Origin of the sequence: Clostridium sp. Ade.TY, from assembly GCF_000498355.1 — a bacterium.
GTDB lineage: Bacteria > Bacillota > Clostridia > Clostridiales > Clostridiaceae > Clostridium.
Genome location: NZ_AVSV01000028.1, coordinates 112,898 through 131,518, shown reverse-complemented (window position 1 = coordinate 131,518; position 18,621 = coordinate 112,898). Strand labels below are relative to the sequence as shown.

The window sequence follows — 18,621 nt, the reverse complement described above, 5'->3', positions numbered from 1 at the left end:
ATAATAAATTAATACAAAAATTTTATATAAAAAGTCGTACAAACATATGTACGACTTTTTTTCTTTTTTTATTTTATAAAAATGTGATAGAATAGAATGGTTAATAAATTGAATAGGAGTTTTTGTATGTTTAACATAATAGATTACGAAAAAATAGCAAATGATAAAAATTGTATTTTTGTTGATGTTAGAAGTGAAAGTGAATTTAAAAAATCAACAATAAAGGGAGCAATAAATATTCCAGTTCTTTTAGATGAAGAGAGAGCGGAAGTAGGTACTCTTTATGTTAGAAAGTCAGTAGAAGAAGCAAGAAGTAAAGGAATTGAATGTATTTCAAAAAGACTTCCCGAAATTTTTAATAAAATGCAAGATTTATATAAAATAAGAAATAAAAAAATTATAGTATTTTGTTCAAGAGGTGGAATGAGAAGTGGAAGTATATATTCTCTTTTATATTCATTAGGAATAAAGGTTTATAAATTAAGAGGTGGATATAAAGCTTATAGAAACTACATAAATGAAAATTTTGAAAAAGTAAATAAAGATGTTAAATATATAGTTTTACATGGTAAAACAGGAGTAGGAAAGACTGAATATTTAAAAGCTTTAAAAGAAAAGGGTTATGATATTTTAGATCTTGAAGGTGCAGCTAATCATAGAGGATCATTTTTAGGTGCAGTTTCTCTTGGAGGATGCAATTCTCAAAAGAAGTTTGAAACAGAAATTTTTGAGGCACTTAAAAATAGAAAAAGCAATTTAGTCTTTATTGAAGGCGAAAGTAAAAGAATAGGAAATGTTATAATTCCTGATTGTGTGTGGAATTCTATGAACAACAATAGTATAAGAATATGTATAGAAGATTCTATAGAAAATAGAAGTAATTTATTAATAAATGAATACATAAATGGTGAAGATAGTGTAAAGGAACTTATTAAAGCTTTAAATAATTTAAAAAAATATATTGGAGAAAAAAGAATAGAAGAGTATAAGGTTCTTTTAGAAAAAGGTGATTATAAAACTGTTTGCGAGGAGCTTATGGTAAAATATTACGATCCACTTTATTCAAATGGATTTAAAGTAAAAGAGTTTTATGAAACTATAATGAATAAAGATAAAGAAGATACTATAAATAAATTAATTGATATATATAATAAAAATTCTTAATATGGAGGTAATGATGGTAAAGGAAAGTAAAGTGTCATATGATGTTACTGATTTAACATCTTTAGAAAAATTAGAACCGGTAAGGATAAGACCTGGAATGTATATAGGTTCTACAGGAAGCAAGGGTTTACATCATTGCGTTTGGGAAATACTAGATAACTCTATAGATGAAATATCTAATGGGTATGGAAGTAAAGCAACTATTATTTTAAATAAAGATAAAAGTGTAACTATAATTGATGATGGTAGAGGAATACCAACAGGTATACACCCTATTAAGAAAAAAAGTGGAGTTGAGATGGTTTATACTGAACTTCATACTGGAGGAAAATTTGATAATAAGAACTATAAAACTTCAGGTGGATTACATGGTGTTGGAGCGGCTGTTGTAAATGCGTTGTCAAAATGGGTGGAAGTAGAAGTTCATCAAAATGGGAAAATTTATAAGCAAAGATTTGAATATGCTTATGACAAAGAACTTAAGAAAAATATGCCAGGTACTCCTGTGACTTCCTTAGATATAGTTGGGAAATGTAAAGATACAGGAACTAAAGTAACTTTTTTACCTGATAAAGATATATTTTCAACAACTGAATTTAAATTTGACATAATAGATGAGAGACTTCAAGAATTAGCATTCCAAAATAAAGGTATGAGACTTGAACTTATAGATAATAGAAAAGATGAAGAAATTAAGAAAGAATATTATTCAGAAAGAGGTCTTTTAGATTTTATAGAATACTTAAATGAAAGTAAGATTCCACTTCATAAAGATCCTATATTGTTTGAAGGAGATAAAGAAATTAGTGGTATATTTATGTCAGGCGAAGTTTGTATGCAATTTACAGATTCAACAACAGATAATATAGCAAGTTATGTAAATAATATACCAACAACTGAAGCTGGAACTCATGAAACTGGATTTAAGACAGGGATGACTAGAGCATTTAAAGAATGGTCTAAAAAACTTGGGCTCGTAAAAGAGAAAGATAAAGAGTTTGAAGGCGATGATTTAAGAGAAGGTATGACTGCCATAGTTAGAATAAAAATTTCAAATCCAGTATTTGAAGGTCAAACTAAAACTAAGCTTGGAAATGCTGAAGCATATACTATGATGAATGAAGTTGCATACACTAAACTTTCAGAATGGATTGAAGATAATAAGGAATTAGCATCTAAAATAATAAATAATGCACTATCAGCAGCGCAAAGAAGAGAGAAAATTAAAAAAATAAATGAGGCAGAAAAAAAGAAAATAGGTAAAGGGACTGCTCCTCTTGCTGGAAAAGTGGCAGTTTGTACGGGGAGAGCTAAAGAATATAATGAATTTATAGTTGTTGAGGGAGATTCAGCAGGTGGTTCAGTAAAACAAGCTAGAGATAGAAGATTTCAAAGTATAATGCCATCAAAAGGTAAAATAATGAATACTGAAAAGCAAAAGCTTGAAAATGTACTAGCTTCAGAAGAACTTAAAATATTTAATACAGCTATAGGAACAGGAACTTTAGATAATTATAGTGAAGATGATTTAAAATATAACAAAATAATTATTATGAGTGATGCTGATGTTGATGGATATCATATAAGAACATTATGGATGACTTATATATATAAGTATATGAGACCATTAATTGCAAATGGACATTTATATTTAGCTATGCCGCCACTTTATAAGGTTTATAAAAAGGTTAAAGGTAAAGAAATAAGTAAATATGCTTATTCAGATGAAGAACTTGAAGAAGTTAAAAAAGAAATTGGAAAGGGTGCTCTAATTCAAAGATACAAAGGACTTGGAGAAATGAACCCTGATCAATTATGGGATACTACTTTAAATCCAGAAACTAGAACTTTACTTCAAGTTACAATAGAGGATGCTGCAAAGGCTGAAAAAATGGTATCACTTCTTATGGGCGATATTGTTGAACCTAGAAGAAAGTATATGTACAAATATGGAGAATTTTAAAATAGAAATGGAGTAATTTTATGGCTAAAAAAGTTAATAATATACCGATAGATAGAAATATAATAAGAGTTCCGCTTGAAGAAGCTATGCCAGATAATTATTTACCTTACGCTATAGAAGTTGCAAAAGATAGAGCACTTCCAGATGTAAGGGATGGACTTAAGCCAGTTCATAGAAGAATTCTTTATGGGGCATATCTTTTAAAGGCTTTTCCAGAAAGACCTTATTATAAATCTGCTAGAATAGTTGGAGATATTTTAGGTAAGTTTCATCCACATGGAGATTCATCAGTATATGATGCTATGGTAATACTTGCACAAAATTTTTCAACTAGAGAACCCTTAATAGATGGACACGGAAACTGGGGTTCAATAGATGGTGATGGGGCAGCTGCTATGAGATATACGGAAGCAAGACTTGCACCTATTGCAATGGAAATGATAAGAGATATAGATAAAGACACTGTTGATATGGTTCCAAACTATTCAGATAGTGAAATGGAACCTACAGTTCTTCCAAGTAGATATCCAAATCTTTTAGTTAATGGAACTTTTGGTATAGCAGTTGGACTTGCAACTAATATACCTCCACATAATTTAGGAGAAGTTACAGAGGGAGTATTAGCATATATTGATAATCCTGATATAACAACAGAAGGTCTTATGGAGTATATAAAAGGACCAGATCTTCCAACTGGTGGAGTTTTAATTGGTAAAAATTCATTGAAATCTGCTTATGCAACAGGTGAAGGTAAAGTAACTTGTAGAGCTAAAACATCTATAGAAACATTAGAAAATGGAAGATTAGGAATAGTAATTACAGAATTTCCATATAGAAGAAATAAATCAAAGCTTCTTCAAGTTATTTCAGAAATGACAGCAGATAAAAAGCATGCTAAAGTTTTAGAAGGAATAACAGATATAAGAGATGAATCAGATAGAAATGGTATTAGAGCTGTTATAGAATTTAAAAAAGCATTTACAGAATCAGAAGTAGAAAAAGTTTTAAAGTATTTATTTAAAAAAACAGATCTTCAATGTAACATAAGTTTTAATATGGTTGCATTAGCTGATGGAAAACCTGAAACTATGGGACTTAAAACTATTATAGGCCATTATGTTAACCATCAAAAAGAAATTGTAATTAGAAGAACTAAAAAAGAACTTGAAGTAGCTGAAAAGAGATTTCATATAGTTGAAGGGTTTATAAAGGCTATAGATATTATGGATGAAGTTATTAAAACAATTAGAGCATCAAAATCTAAAAAAGATGCATCAGAAAATTTAATTAATAACTTTGGATTTACAGAAATACAGGCTGGTGCAATACTTGAACTTATGCTTTATAGACTTACTGGACTTGAGATAAATGTATTTAAAAAAGAATATAATGAACTTTTAAAATTAATAAAGAAATTTAAGAAAATATTATCAGAAGAAAAAGAACTTTTAAAAGTAGTAAAAAAAGAACTTAAAGAAGTTACTGATAAATATAAAAATGATAGAAGAACTAAAATTATAGAAGATGATAGTAAAGCTAAAATAGATGTAGAAGAACTTATAGTAGTAGAAGATGTAATGGTTACATTATCAAAAGATGGATTTATAAAAAGAATTCCAACTAAAAACTATATAAGATCAAATCAAGATGTAAGTCTTATTGAATATAGAGAAGGAGATGAGCTTAAATTCTTATTTGAATCAAATACAAGGGATAATATATTATTATTTACTAATAAAGGTAATATGTATCAAATAAAAGGTATAAATATCCCAGAAGGAAAATGGAAGGATAAAGGAGAGAGAATAGATACTTTAATTAAAACACTTAGTTTAGATGATGAGGAAATAGTATTTGTAACATCTCAAACATCTCTAAATCCTAATAAATATGTTCAATTTATAACAGATAGAGGAGTTATTAAGAAAACATCATTAGATAAATTCCAAACTTCATATACTAAGCTTCAAGCTTTAAAACTTAAAGATGGAGAAGAAGTTATAAATGTAATAATATTAGATAGAGAAGATAATAAAGAATTCTTAAAAATAAAAACTAAACTAGGACTAGAGTTTAATTTAGAACTTAAAGAAATATTAGAAACTCCAAGAAACATATTAGGAGCTGAATTATTTAGACTTGTAGATAAAGATAAAGTAATAGAATGTGAATATGTAGATAATTTAGAATATAAAGAGTTTGTAGTTGGAGTAACTAATAAAAATAGTTTAAAAGCATTCTCTAGAATTAGTAAAAATGATGATTTAAAAACTTACACTGATACTTTAAGTGATATATTATTATTTACTAATAAAGGAAATGCATTTAAAATAAAATCATTTATATTAGATAGTGTTACTAAAAATGATATTGAATTAAATAAAGTAGTTGATGGATTATTAAAAGATGAGAAAATAATTAAAATAATTTCAGTAAAAGAATATAGAGATGATTTAGCTGTTTATGCTGCTATAAATAGTGGGCTTATAAAGAAAACATTATTAAATGAATTTAATAATGATTTTTCAGAAACTCAATATTATAAATTAAAGCATGAAGATGATGAAGTTGTTTCAGTTCAAATAAGTAAAGTAGATAATGGTCAAATAGTACTTATAACTAAAAAAGGAATGGCCATTCGTTTCTTATCAACTAATATAAATACTATGGGTAAAATTGCATCAGGAGTAACTGGAATAAGTTTAAAAGAAGATGATGAAGTTATATATGCTAAAGTTATTGATATTAACAATGATGAAATAGCAGTTACGTCTAATATTGATAAAACATTTATTTTAACATCATCTAATAAAAATACTGAGGAAGTAAATTTAACTGATATTAAATTACAAAATAGAGCAGGTAGAGGAACTGATATAATGATGGTTTCTTTAGATGATGAAATAAAAACAGTTCAATATAATTAATTTTAGGAAGGATGAGTATTTATGAAAAAAGTTTGTGTATTATTAGCAAATGGTTTTGAAGAAATTGAGGCATTAACAGTTGTTGATGTTTTAAGAAGAGCAAATATAGAATGTAATCTTGTATCAATTGATAAAGAATATGTTACTGGAGCACATAATATAACAGTTAAAGCTGATCTTTTAATTGATGATGTAAATTATGTTGATATGGTTGTACTTCCAGGTGGAATGCCAGGAGCTACTAACTTAAGGGATAATTCTAAAGTTATAAATTTAATTCAAAATGTATTAAAAGATAATAAAAAGGTTGCAGCTATATGTGCGGCACCAATAGTTTTGGATAAAGCTTCTGTAATAGATGGAAAAGATGTAACTTCTTATCCGGGATTTGAAAATGAATTAAGAGGTGCTAATTATAAAGAAGATTTAGTGGTTGTAAGTGGCAACATAATAACAAGTAGAGGACCTGCAACAGCATTAGAATTTTCTTATAACATATTAAAAGAGTTAGGATCAGATAAAGAAAAGTCTTTAAGAGAAGAAATGTTATATAATTTAGTAAAATAATAAAAGGTGAATTAGAATGAAAGAGAAGTGGCTAGTAAGAAATAAAAAATTAGAATTTCAAAATTTAGCTAAAGAATTTGATGAAAATAGTCTTATATTAAGATTGTTAGCTAATAGGGGAATTTCTAATAAAGAATCCGCTTCTCTTTTTCTTAATGGCAAAATTTGTGATATGTATGATAGCTTTTTACTTAAAGATTTAGAAAAAGGTGTCAATATAATAAAGGATGCTATAGAAAAAGGGAAGAAGATAGTTATATATGGTGATTATGACTGTGATGGAGTATGTAGTACAGCTATACTTTATAAAGCACTTAAAAATCTAAATGCAAATTTTAAATATCATATACCAAATAGAGAAAACGAAGGTTATGGTATGAATTCAAATAGAATAAAAGTCTTAAAAGAGGAAGGTGCTGAAGTTTTATTAACTTGTGATAATGGAATATCAGCTGTTGAAGAAGTTAAATATGCAAAAGAATTAGACTTAGAAGTTGTAATAACAGACCATCATGATATACCTTTTGTAGAAGAGGATGGATTAAAAAGAAGTGTTATGCCAAATGCTGATGCTGTAATAAATCCAAAAAGAGAAGATTGTAATTATCCATTTAAAAATCTTTGTGGAGCAGGAGTTGCATTTAAATTTGTTCAGGGTTTGTATAAAACTTTAAATAAAAATGAAGAAGATATTATAGACCTTTTAGAATATGCAGCTATTGCTACAGTCTGTGATGTTGTTGATATTTTAGATGAAAATAGAATAATAGTTAAAAAAGGTTTAGAACTTATAAATAATAGTAATAAAAAAGGTATTAAAGAACTTATAAAAGTTAAAAAACTATCAGATAAAAAAATATCAGAATATCATTTTGGATTTGTTATAGGTCCATGTATAAATGCAACTGGTAGACTTGAAATTGCTGATATATCTTTAGAACTTTTAATAACAGAAGATGATGAAAGGGCTAAAGAATTAGCAATTAAACTTAATGATTTAAATGAAAAAAGACAAGAGTTAACAGTTGAAAGTACAGAAAAAGTAATAGATAAAATAGAAAGTACAAAAAAGAAATCAGAGAAAGTAATATTAGTATATCAAGAAGATATACATGAAAGTATTGCTGGAATAGTAGCAGGAAGAGTTAGAGAAAAATATAATTTACCAAGTATAATTATGACTAAAGGTAAAGATATGCCAAAAGGATCAGGAAGATCTATTGAGGAATATAATATGTTCGAAGAATTAGTTAAATGTAAAGAGCTTATATTTAAGTTTGGTGGGCATCCAATGGCAGCAGGTTTATCTGTTGAAGAAGTTAATATTCCATTGCTTAAAGAAGCTTTAAATAAAAATTGTACATTAACAGAAGATGATATAACACCAAAAGTTATTATAGATGCACCTCTTCCACTTGAATATATTAATTTTGATATAATAGAAAAGGTCAATAATATGAGACCTTTTGGTAAAGGAAATAATAGTCCAATATTTGCTGTAAAAGATGTACTTATAAAAAGAGTAATATTTATGGGAAAAGAAAAGAATTTTTTAAGATTTAAAATTCAAATGAAAGATGGAAAAATAATAGATGGAGTAAATTTTAATAAATATGATTATTTTAAAGAATTATATGAAAATAAATATGGCAGAGAAGAATTTTTAAAACTCCAAGATGTAGGATATTGTAACTTTAATATGGATATATTATACTATCCAGAAGTGAATGAATTTAATAACAATAAAAATATACAATTATCTATAAAAAGTTTTAGACTATAATTGTTAAAATATATAAAAGTTAATAAGGAGAGGATATTTTTTGAGTAAATATAAAATAATAATGACTGGAGGAGGAACAGCAGGTCATGTTACTCCAAACTTAGCATTAGTTCCATCATTAAAAGAAGAAGGTTTTGAAATAAAATATATAGGAAGTAAAGATGGTATAGAAAAAGAGATAATAACAAGTAATAATATACCTTATTATGGAATATCATCAGGTAAGTTAAGAAGATACTTTGATGTTAAAAATTTTACAGATCCATTTAAAGTAATGAAAGGTATAGTTCAAGCTAGAAAAATATTATCTAAAGAAAAACCAAATGTTATATTTTCAAAAGGTGGCTTTGTAACAGTACCTGTTGTTATAGCTGCATCAATGCTTAAGATACCAGTAATTTCTCATGAATCAGATATTACTCCAGGTCTTGCAAACAAGCTTGCATCACCATTTTGTGATAAATTATGTGTTACTTTTAGGGAAAGTTTACAATTTGTTAAAAACAATAAAGGAGTACTAACTGGGAGCCCTATAAGAAAGGAAATTTTAGAAGGGTCTAAGTTAAAGGGGAAGGCTATATGTAACTTTAAATGTGATAAAGATGTAATATTAATAATGGGAGGAAGTTTGGGTTCTAAAGTAATTAATGACGCCATAAGAGAGAATATAGATAATATTCTGAAATCTAATAATATTATACACATTTGTGGTAAAGGCAATGTAGATGAGAGTATGAAAAATATTGAAGGTTATAAACAGTTTGAGTATGTAAGTGAGGAATTGAGCCATTTAATGAATTATGCTGATTATATAATCTCAAGAGCTGGAGCAAACTCAATATTCGAATTTTTAGCTCTTAGAAAACCAACACTATTAATTCCACTTTCTAAAAATGCAAGTAGAGGAGATCAAATCTTGAATGCTAATTCATTTAAGAAAGAAGGGTTTTCGATTGTTATGGAAGAAGAAGAACTTCAAAAGGAAGGTATTTTAAAAGGAATTAAAATGTTAAAAGAAAATGAACAAGAACTTGTTAAAAATATGGAAAATAGTAAAATGAATGATGGTGTAAAAGAGATTATAAATGTGATAAAAAGTAGTATTACAAGCAAAATTTAGGAGAAGTTAGAAGTTGGGATTTAGAAAATAAATTTTAGTGTATTAAAGCTTACGATACTCTTGCAAATTTAAAATAGTGTTATATAATAAAAGAGACGGTTTGTTTTAATTTTGTTCGTTTACAAATTTAATAGCAAACATCAAAAGATATTAAATAAAATTGTATTTTAAGTATGTAATATTGCTACAATAATATATAATTTTATTTTATATAAGATTATAAGAAGTTCCTAGCTTCTTATTTAATACACACAAAGAATTTAAAAATTTAATTTTTATTTTCAGAAAGAGGGGTCACGCGATGAGAAAAATGAAAACTATGGATGGTAATACAGCTGCTGCTCATATATCTTACGCATTCACAGAAGTTGCGGCTATCTATCCAATAACACCATCATCACCAATGGCAGAGCACGTTGATGAGTGGGTAGCACAAGGAAGAAAAAATATTTTCGGTCAACCAGTTAAGGTTATGGAAATGCAATCAGAAGGTGGAGCTGCAGGAGCAGTTCACGGATCATTACAAGCTGGTGCATTAACAACTACTTATACTGCATCACAAGGATTATTATTAATGATTCCTAACATGTACAAAATTTCAGGGGAATTACTTCCAGGAGTATTCCACGTATCAGCTAGAGCATTAGCTACTTCAGCATTAAACATCTTCGGAGATCACCAAGACGTTATGGCTGCAAGACAAACAGGATTTGCTATGCTTGCAGAAGGTTCAGTTCAAGAAGTAATGGATTTATCAGCTGTAGCTCACTTAGCAGCTATTAAGTCAAGAATTCCATTCTGTAACTTCTTTGATGGATTCAGAACTTCACATGAAATACAAAAAATTGAAGTTTTAGATCAAGAAGAATTAAAACCATTAGTTGATATGGAAGCATTACAATCATTCAGAGATAGAGCATTAAATCCAAATCACCCTGTAACAAGAGGTACTGCTCAAAACCCTGATATTTACTTCCAAGAAAGAGAAGCTGTTAACAAATTCTACAATGCTGTTCCAGACATCGTTGAAGGATACATGGCTGAAATTACTAAATTAACAGGAAGAGAATATCACTGTTTCGATTACTATGGAGCTGCTGATGCAGATAGAGTTATCGTAGCAATGGGATCATGTACAGATGTATGTGAAGAAACTGTTGATTATTTAAATGCTAATGGAAACAAAGTTGGGGTTGTTAAAGTAAGACTTTACAGACCATTCGATGTTGAAAGATTAAAGAAAGCTATTCCAGCTTCAGTTAAGAAAATAGCTGTTTTAGATAAGACTAAAGAACCAGGATGTAATGGAGAACCATTATTCTTAGACGTAATGAGCGCATACTACGGAGTAGAAAATGCACCTGTAATCGTTGGTGGAAGATATGGATTAGGATCAAAAGATCCAAACCCAGGTCACATCGCTGCAGTATATGAAAACTTAGCTAAAGATGAACCAAAGAACGGATTCACTATAGGAATAGTTGATGATGTAACTAATACTTCATTAGAAGTTCATGAAGATATCGATGCTACTCCAGAAGGAACTACAGCTTGTAAGTTCTGGGGATTAGGATCAGACGGTACTGTTGGTGCTAATAAGAGTGCTATAAAAATCATCGGAGACCATACAGACATGTATGCTCAAGGATATTTCTCATATGACTCAAAAAAATCAGGTGGTATAACTGTATCACACTTAAGATTTGGTAAGAAAGCAATAAAATCACCTTACTTAATAAACAAAGCTGATTTCGTAGCTTGTCACAACCAATCATATGTATTTAAATATAACGTTCTAGAAGGATTAAAGAAGAATGGAACATTCTTATTAAATACTATCTGGAGCCCAGAAGAAGTAGAAGAACATCTACCAGCTTCATATAAGAGATATATAGCTGAAAACAACATTAAGTTCTACACTTTAAATGCTGTTAAGATAGCTCAAGAAATCGGATTAGGCGGAAGAATCAACATGATAATGCAATCAGCTTTCTTCAAGTTAGCTAACATTATCCCAGTAGAAGACGCTGTTAAATATCTTAAAGATGCCGTTGTAACTTCATACGGTAAAAAAGGTCAAAAAGTTGTTGATATGAACAACGCTGCTATTGATAAAGGAATTGAATCAATCGTATCAATCGAAGTTCCAGCAACTTGGAAAGACGCTAAAGATGAAGTTAAAGAAGAAGGAAGACCAAGACCAGAGTTTGTTAAGAAGATCGTTGATCCAATGAACAGACAAGAAGGATTTGAACTTCCAGTATCAGCATTTGATGGAATGGAAGATGGTACTTTCGAACAAGGTACTGCTGCATTTGAAAAGAGAGGTATAGCTATAAACATACCTGAATGGGATAAGGATAAATGTATCCAATGTAACCAATGTTCATATGTATGTCCACATGCTGTAATAAGACCATTCTTATTAACTGAAGAAGAAAGTAAAAACGCTCCAGAAGGATTAAAGTTTGTTGCTGCTAGAGCATTAAAGACAGAAGAGCCAATGAACTATACAATGGCAATTTCACCACTTGATTGTACAGGATGTGGAAACTGTGCACAAGTTTGTCCAGCTCCAGGAAAAGCTTTAGTTATGAAGCCAGCTCACACTCAAGAATCAGAAGAAGCTAATTGGGATTACGTATTAAACGAAGTATCAGTTAAGAAGAATCCAATGAACAAAAATACAGTTAAGGGTAGCCAATTCGAACAACCATTATTCGAGTTCTCAGGAGCTTGTGCAGGTTGTGGAGAAACTGCTTACGCTAAACTTATAACTCAATTATTCGGAGACAGAATGATGATAGCAAACGCTACTGGATGTTCATCAATCTGGGGAGGATCAGCACCTTCAACTCCATATACAACTAACCATAAAGGATTTGGTCCTGCTTGGGCTAACTCATTATTCGAAGACAATGCTGAATTCGGATTAGGTATGTTCTTAGGAGCAAAAGCTATAAGAGAAAGATTGGTTGAAAAAGCTAACTTAGCTATCGAATCATTAGAAGAAGGAGAAGCTAAAGAAGCTCTTAAGGCTTGGGTTGAAAAAGTTGAAATCGGAGAAGGAACTAGAGATAGAGCTGATAGAGTTATCGCTGCTTTAGAAGGATTAGATAATGAATTCGCTAAAGATATCTTAAAAGAAAAAGACTTCTTAGTAAAACCATCACAATGGATCTTCGGTGGAGACGGATGGTCATATGATATCGGATTTGGTGGAGTAGACCACGTATTAGCATCAGGAGAAGATGTAAACATATTTGTATTTGATACAGAAGTTTACTCAAATACTGGTGGTCAATCATCAAAATCAACTCCAACTGCTGCAATAGCTAAATTCGCTGCATCAGGTAAGAAGACTAAGAAAAAAGATCTTGGTATGATAGCAATGAGCTACGGATACGTATATGTTGCTCAAATAGCAATGGGAGCTGACAAGAACCAAACTCTTAAAGCTATAGCTGAAGCTGAAGCATATCCAGGACCATCATTAATCATAGGTTATGCACCATGTATTAACCATGGAATTAAGATTGGTATGGGTAACAGCCAATTAGAAGCTCAAAGAGCTGTTGATTGTGGATACTGGGCTATGTACAGATACAACCCACAATTAAAGGGAACTGAAAAGAACCCATTCATCTTAGATTCAAAAGAGCCAAAAGGTGACTTCAAAGAATTCTTAATGGGAGAAGTTAGATACGCTTCACTTGCTAAGGCATTCCCAGAAGCTGCAGATGCTTTATTTGAAAAGACTTATAATGATGCTATGGAAAGATTAGAAGGCTACAAAAAATTAGCTGGAAAATAATAGTTCATTAAATGATATAGACTAGGTAAGTTAATTCTTATCTAGTCTTTTTTTATTTAAAAAAATAGAATTATTATAACTTAAAAATAAAAAATTTTTTTATCTTAAAGTATATAGTATATACTAAAATAAGAGGTAAATTTAGATATAAGACCAAATTTAGTTTTTTATTATATTAAAAATATTTTTAAATACTGTTGAAATTTATGACTATTGCAAAGTATAATAGAAAAGTATTTAATAAAATTCAAAAAAAGTTTAAAAATGAAATTTATTAAATAAATTAAGTTATATAGGAGATTAATATGGGTAAAAAAATTCTACATTTAAATGACGTAATAGATATAGATATATTTCAAAAAATTCAAGATGATATTGCGGAAGCTACGGGAATATCAATAATAACAGTAGATTATAAAGGTAAGCCTGCGACGAAACATAGTAAATGTAGTGATTTCTGTAATCTTATGAGACAAGAAGAATCCTATTCAGAATTATGCGAAAGATGTGATTCAAGGGGAGGTCTTGAAGCAGCAAGAATAGAAAAGCCATATATATATAGATGTCATAAAGGGTTAATTGATTTTGCTACACCAATAATAGTTGATGGTCAATACTTAGGCTCCGTTATGGCAGGACAAGTTTTAGCAAAAGAAGATAATTTAGATTTAGAAGATATAGTTTCTATTAAAAATTCATTGCCAAATTTAAATGATGAAAAGAATAAAAAGTTTTTAGAAGCATATAAAAAATTACCATTAGTTGAATTTGAAAAAATAAAAGCTACAGCTAATATGATGTTTCATATTAGTAATTATATAGTTGAAGAAGCTGTACTTAAAATGGCTCAAAAAGAATTGAATAATAAAAATATAAAAATAATTGAAGCAAAAAGAGAAAAAGCTGAGCTTGAAAAAGAATATGAAGCATGTAGGCTTAAAGCTCTTCAATCACAAATAAATCCACATTTTTTATTTAATGTTTTAAATAGCATTTCATCTCTAGCTATAATTGAAAATGCACCTAAAACTCAAGAAGTAATATATAATTTATCTAATATGTTAAGATATACTTTAAGAAAATCTGATAAAATAGTTTCACTTGAAGAAGAAATAGAATATATAAAGTCATATTTAAGTCTGCAAAAAGTAAGGTTTGGAAAACGATTAGAATATAATGTTGAAATAGACAGCGAATTTATAGATAAAAAAGTTCCGTTTATGACTATACAAACTTTTATAGAAAATTCTATAGTTCATGGTATAGAAAGTAAAGAGGAAGGCGGAAGAATTTCGTTATATTCTAAAAAAGAAGACTATGGTTTTAGTATATGCATAGAAGATAATGGCATAGGAATGACAAGAGAACGATTAGAAGAAGTAAGAGAAGAATTAATAGGAAAATATGATAATAATTTAGATAAAATTGGGGTTAATAATGTAAATAAAAGAATGGCTAATTACTATGGTGAAGATTATAAAATAGAAATAAATAGTAAGGTTAGAGAAGGAACTATTGTGAAAATAAAGTTTTTTGAGAAAAAATTTAGCTGGAGTTGATAAAAAATATGTTTAAAGTAATGATAGTTGATGATGAAAACCTAGAGAAGGAAGCGTTAAAAGTAATTTTAGGAACTATAAAAAATTTAAAGATAGTTGCAGAAGCATCTAATGGAAGGGAAGCCATTGATTTAGATAAAAAATATAATCCGGATTTAATAATAATGGATGTTAAAATGCCTGGAATAGATGGTTGTAAAGCTACTGAAATAATAAAAGCTTATAATAAAGATAAAATAATAATAATGGTAACAGCTTATGATGATTTGAATATAGTTAGAAAAGCATTAAGTTTAGGTGTTGATGATTATATATTAAAACCTATAAATCCACAAAAAATATATGGGTTAATTGAAAATATAATCGTTAATTATAAAATTAACGATAGTTATGAATTGAATAATATTGTTCACGATAAAGAAGTTAATAAAAAAAATTTAAGTTCTAATAATAATCAAATTATATCAGCAATAGATTACATAGAAGATAATTTTAAGGAAAATATAACTTTAGATAAAATAGCAGCTACATGCAACTTAAGTCCATGTTATTTTAGTAAGTTATTTAAAAAAGAAATGGGAATAAACTTTAATACATATTTAAATAATAAAAAAATAGAATATGCAAAAGAAATATTGAAGACTACTGATACTCCTATTCTTAATATAGCACTAGATTTAGGTTTTGATGATTGTGGTTATTTTATAAAGGTTTTTAAAAAAGTTGAAGGTGTAACGCCTAAAAAATATAGGGAAATAATTTAATAAGAAAAGGGAAGTTATATAAATTATATAGCTTCCCTTTTTTATTTATATTTAAATGTCAAAAAAATTCGATTTTTAAAAGAAGGACAAAAAAATACAATTAAACCTGATAAAAAAGAAACAATATAATCATAGAAAAAGACAAAATATTTTAATGGCTTTCAAGTATATTTATATTAAAATGTATACATCGATAAAAAAATAACAATCACAATTACATTCTGAGGGAGGAATTTTACAGTGAAATCAAAAAGATTTGAAGCTTTAGCAAAACGTCCTGTAAACCAAGATGGTTTAATTGGGGAGTGGGCAGATGAAGGCTTAATAGCAATGGAAAGTCCAAATGATCCAATATCATCTATAAAAATAGAAAATGGAATAGTAGTAGAACTAGATAGTAAAAAAAGAGAAGACTTTGATATGATAGACAGATTCATAGCTGACTATGCAATAAATTTAGAAAATGCAGAAGAAGCTATGAAATTAGATTCAGTTGAAATAGCAAAAAAATTAGTAGATATAAATGTTTCTAGAGATGAAATAGTTAAAATAACAACTGCAATAACTCCAGCTAAGGCTGTTGAAGTTATGACACATATGAACGTTGTTGAAATGATGATGGCACTTCAAAAAATGAGAGCTAGAAAAACACCATCAAATCAATGTCACGTAACAAATCTTAAAGATAATCCAGTACAAATTGCAGCAGATGCAGCAGAAGCAGGAATAAGAGGTTTCTCAGAACAAGAAACAACTGTTGGTATAGTAAGATATGCACCATTTAATGCTTTAGCAATACTTATAGGTTCACAAGTTGGTCGTCCTGGAGTATTAACTCAATGTTCAGTTGAAGAAGCTACAGAGCTTGACCTTGGAATGAGAGGACTTACAAGTTATGCAGAAACAGTTTCAGTATACGGAACAGAATCAGTATTTACAGATGGAGATGATACTCCATGGTCAAAAGCTTTCTTAGCATCAGCATATGCTTCAAGAGGACTTAAGATGAGATATACATCAGGAACTGGTTCAGAAGCATTAATGGGATATGCAGAAGGTAAATCAATGCTTTACTTAGAATCAAGATGTATTTATATAACTAAAGGAGCTGGAGTTCAAGGACTTCAAAATGGAGCAGTTAGTTGTATAGGAATGACAGGAGCAGTTCCATCAGGAATAAGAGCAGTACTTGCAGAGAACTTAATAGCAGCAATGCTTGATATAGAAGTAGCATCAGCTAATGACCAAACATTCTCACATTCAGATATAAGAAGAACTGCTAGAACATTAATGCAAATGCTTCCAGGAACAGACTTTATATTCTCAGGATATAGTGCAGTTCCAAACTATGATAACATGTTTGCAGGTTCAAACTTCGATGCAGAAGACTTTGATGATTACAATATAATCCAAAGAGACTTAATGGTAGATGGTGGACTTAGACCAGTATCAGAAGAAGAAACAATTGCAATAAGAAATAAAGCAGCAAAAGCTATTCAAGTAGTATTTAGAGAACTTGGATTCCCTAAAATAACTGATGAAGAAGTTATAGCAGCAACTTATGCACATGGAAGTAAAGATATGCCAGAAAGAAATGTAGTTGAAGACTTAAAAGCAGCAGAAGAAATGCTTAATAAGAGAATTACAGGATTAGATATAGTTAAAGCTTTAGGTTCAAACGGATTTGAAGATGTAGCAAGCAATATATTAAATATGCTTAAGCAAAGAGTTACTGGAGATTATCTTCAAACATCAGCAATACTTGATAGAGACTTTGATGTAATAAGTGCTGTTAATGATGTAAATGACTATAAAGGACCAGGAACAGGTTATAGATTAAGTAAAGAAAGATGGGAAGAAATTAAAAATATTCCTAACGTAATAAAACCAGAAGATATTGAATAAGAAAAGGTGGTATACATATGGAAAATGGAGCAAATAAGTTTGTCATGCCAGAGCTTACTCTTACAGAAGTAGGAGAAGCAAAAGTTGGAACAAGAGCGGATGAAGTTGTAATTGGACTTGCCCCAGCATTTGAAAAATTTCAACATCACACACTAGTTAATATAGATCATAAAGATATTTTAAGAGAAATTATAGCAGGTATTGAAGAAGAAGGATTACATGCAAGAGTAGTTAGAATATTAAGAACATCAGATGTTTCATTTATAGCAAATGATGCAGCAAAATTAAGTGGATCAGGAATTGGTATAGGAATTCAATCTAAAGGAACAACAGTAATCCATCAAAAAGATTTACTTCCTTTAAACAATTTAGAATTATTCCCACAAGCACCATTATTAACTTTAGAAACTTTTAGATTAATAGGTAAAAATGCAGCTAAATATGCAAAGGGTGAGTCACCAACTCCAGTACCTACAAAAAATGACCAAATGGCTAGACCAAAATTTATGGCAATAGCAGCATTATTCCACATAAAAGAAACTAAGCATGTAGTAGTTGGAGCAAAACCAGTACAAATAGATGTAAAATTCTAAAAGATAAGGAGAGAGACTTATGGAAGCAAATAAAATGAGCCCTAAAGATTATCCTTTAGCAATTAAAAGACCAGAGGATATAAGCACACCAACTGGAAGAAAATTAAATGATATAACATTAGAAAATATATTAAATGGAGATATTAAACCAGAAGACGTTAGAATATCACCTGAAACATTAGAAATGCAAGCTCAAATAGCTGAAGGTATGAATAGAGATGCAATAGCAAGAAACTTTAGAAGAGCAGCAGAACTTATAAAGGTTCCAGATGAAAGAATACTTGAAATGTATAATGCATTAAGACCATTCCGTTCAACTAAAGAAGATCTTTTAAAAATTGCAGAAGAACTTGAAAATGTATATGATGCAAAAGTTAATGCAGACTTCGTAAGAGAAGCTGTAGAAGTATACGAAAAGAGAAATAAATTAAGACAAGAATAATTTATTTCTTTTAGGAGGAA

General features: G+C 29.2%; 12 protein-coding genes. All 12 read left to right on the top strand.

Features of this window, described 5'->3' with window-relative positions:
* The first annotated feature begins 126 nt into the window (after window positions 1–126).
* The 12 genes from mnmH (at window position 127) to O212_RS0111085 (ending at window position 18,601) form a co-directional block, all read left to right on the top strand.
* Window positions 127–1,164: a tRNA 2-selenouridine(34) synthase MnmH gene (gene mnmH, locus O212_RS0111140; RefSeq protein ID WP_024615185.1), complete on the top strand. Its 1,038-nt coding sequence runs from the start codon at window positions 127–129 to the stop codon at window positions 1,162–1,164.
* A 13-nt stretch (window positions 1,165–1,177) separates the two neighbouring features.
* Window positions 1,178–3,127: a DNA topoisomerase IV subunit B gene (locus tag O212_RS0111135; RefSeq protein WP_024615184.1), complete on the top strand. Its 1,950-nt coding sequence runs from the start codon at window positions 1,178–1,180 to the stop codon at window positions 3,125–3,127.
* Between the two features lie 20 nt (window positions 3,128–3,147).
* The gene (locus O212_RS0111130) at window positions 3,148–6,054 is read left to right on the top strand and encodes a DNA topoisomerase IV subunit A (protein WP_024615183.1); all 2,907 of its coding nucleotides are present in this window, start codon (window positions 3,148–3,150) and stop codon (window positions 6,052–6,054) included.
* Window positions 6,055–6,075: 21 nt separating this feature from the next.
* On the top strand, window positions 6,076–6,621 hold the full coding sequence (locus O212_RS0111125) for a DJ-1 family glyoxalase III (RefSeq protein ID WP_024615182.1): 546 nt from the start codon (window positions 6,076–6,078) through the stop codon (window positions 6,619–6,621).
* Between the two features lie 16 nt (window positions 6,622–6,637).
* The gene (gene recJ, locus O212_RS0111120; RefSeq protein ID WP_024615181.1) at window positions 6,638–8,404 is read left to right on the top strand and encodes a single-stranded-DNA-specific exonuclease RecJ; all 1,767 of its coding nucleotides are present in this window, start codon (window positions 6,638–6,640) and stop codon (window positions 8,402–8,404) included.
* Window positions 8,405–8,444: 40 nt separating this feature from the next.
* Window positions 8,445–9,524: an undecaprenyldiphospho-muramoylpentapeptide beta-N-acetylglucosaminyltransferase gene (locus tag O212_RS0111115; RefSeq protein ID WP_024615180.1), complete on the top strand. Its 1,080-nt coding sequence runs from the start codon at window positions 8,445–8,447 to the stop codon at window positions 9,522–9,524.
* A gap of 301 nt (window positions 9,525–9,825) precedes the next feature.
* Window positions 9,826–13,338 (top strand): pyruvate:ferredoxin (flavodoxin) oxidoreductase, encoded by a 3,513-nt coding sequence (gene nifJ, locus O212_RS0111110; protein ID WP_024615179.1) that lies wholly within the window; start codon window positions 9,826–9,828, stop codon window positions 13,336–13,338.
* Window positions 13,339–13,643: 305 nt separating this feature from the next.
* Window positions 13,644–14,897: a PocR ligand-binding domain-containing protein gene (locus O212_RS0111105; protein ID WP_024615178.1), complete on the top strand. Its 1,254-nt coding sequence runs from the start codon at window positions 13,644–13,646 to the stop codon at window positions 14,895–14,897.
* 8 nt (window positions 14,898–14,905) lie between these two features.
* A complete protein-coding gene (locus tag O212_RS0111100) occupies window positions 14,906–15,661 on the top strand; it encodes a response regulator (protein ID WP_024615177.1) in 756 nt (251 codons plus the stop codon).
* Between the two features lie 240 nt (window positions 15,662–15,901).
* A complete protein-coding gene (locus O212_RS0111095) occupies window positions 15,902–17,566 on the top strand; it encodes a propanediol/glycerol family dehydratase large subunit (RefSeq protein WP_024615176.1) in 1,665 nt (554 codons plus the stop codon).
* 17 nt (window positions 17,567–17,583) lie between these two features.
* The gene (locus O212_RS0111090; protein WP_024615175.1) at window positions 17,584–18,159 is read left to right on the top strand and encodes a propanediol/glycerol family dehydratase medium subunit; all 576 of its coding nucleotides are present in this window, start codon (window positions 17,584–17,586) and stop codon (window positions 18,157–18,159) included.
* Between the two features lie 19 nt (window positions 18,160–18,178).
* Complete coding sequence (locus tag O212_RS0111085) at window positions 18,179–18,601, top strand: diol dehydratase small subunit (protein WP_024615174.1); 423 nt, start codon at window positions 18,179–18,181, stop codon at window positions 18,599–18,601.
* Window positions 18,602–18,621: the final 20 nt, after the last annotated feature.

What these genes read in the sequence shown, in the direction of transcription:
- mnmH (WP_024615185.1), top strand. Translation starts at nt 127, where the DNA reads ATGTTTAACATAATAGATTACGAAAAAATAGCAAATGATAAAAATTGT.
- O212_RS0111135 (WP_024615184.1), top strand. Translation starts at nt 1,178, where the DNA reads ATGGTAAAGGAAAGTAAAGTGTCATATGATGTTACTGATTTAACATCT.
- O212_RS0111130 (WP_024615183.1), top strand. Translation starts at nt 3,148, where the DNA reads ATGGCTAAAAAAGTTAATAATATACCGATAGATAGAAATATAATAAGA.
- O212_RS0111125 (WP_024615182.1), top strand. Translation starts at nt 6,076, where the DNA reads ATGAAAAAAGTTTGTGTATTATTAGCAAATGGTTTTGAAGAAATTGAG.
- recJ (WP_024615181.1), top strand. Translation starts at nt 6,638, where the DNA reads ATGAAAGAGAAGTGGCTAGTAAGAAATAAAAAATTAGAATTTCAAAAT.
- nifJ (WP_024615179.1), top strand. Translation starts at nt 9,826, where the DNA reads ATGAGAAAAATGAAAACTATGGATGGTAATACAGCTGCTGCTCATATA.
- O212_RS0111105 (WP_024615178.1), top strand. Translation starts at nt 13,644, where the DNA reads ATGGGTAAAAAAATTCTACATTTAAATGACGTAATAGATATAGATATA.
- O212_RS0111100 (WP_024615177.1), top strand. Translation starts at nt 14,906, where the DNA reads ATGTTTAAAGTAATGATAGTTGATGATGAAAACCTAGAGAAGGAAGCG.
- O212_RS0111090 (WP_024615175.1), top strand. Translation starts at nt 17,584, where the DNA reads ATGGAAAATGGAGCAAATAAGTTTGTCATGCCAGAGCTTACTCTTACA.
- O212_RS0111085 (WP_024615174.1), top strand. Translation starts at nt 18,179, where the DNA reads ATGGAAGCAAATAAAATGAGCCCTAAAGATTATCCTTTAGCAATTAAA.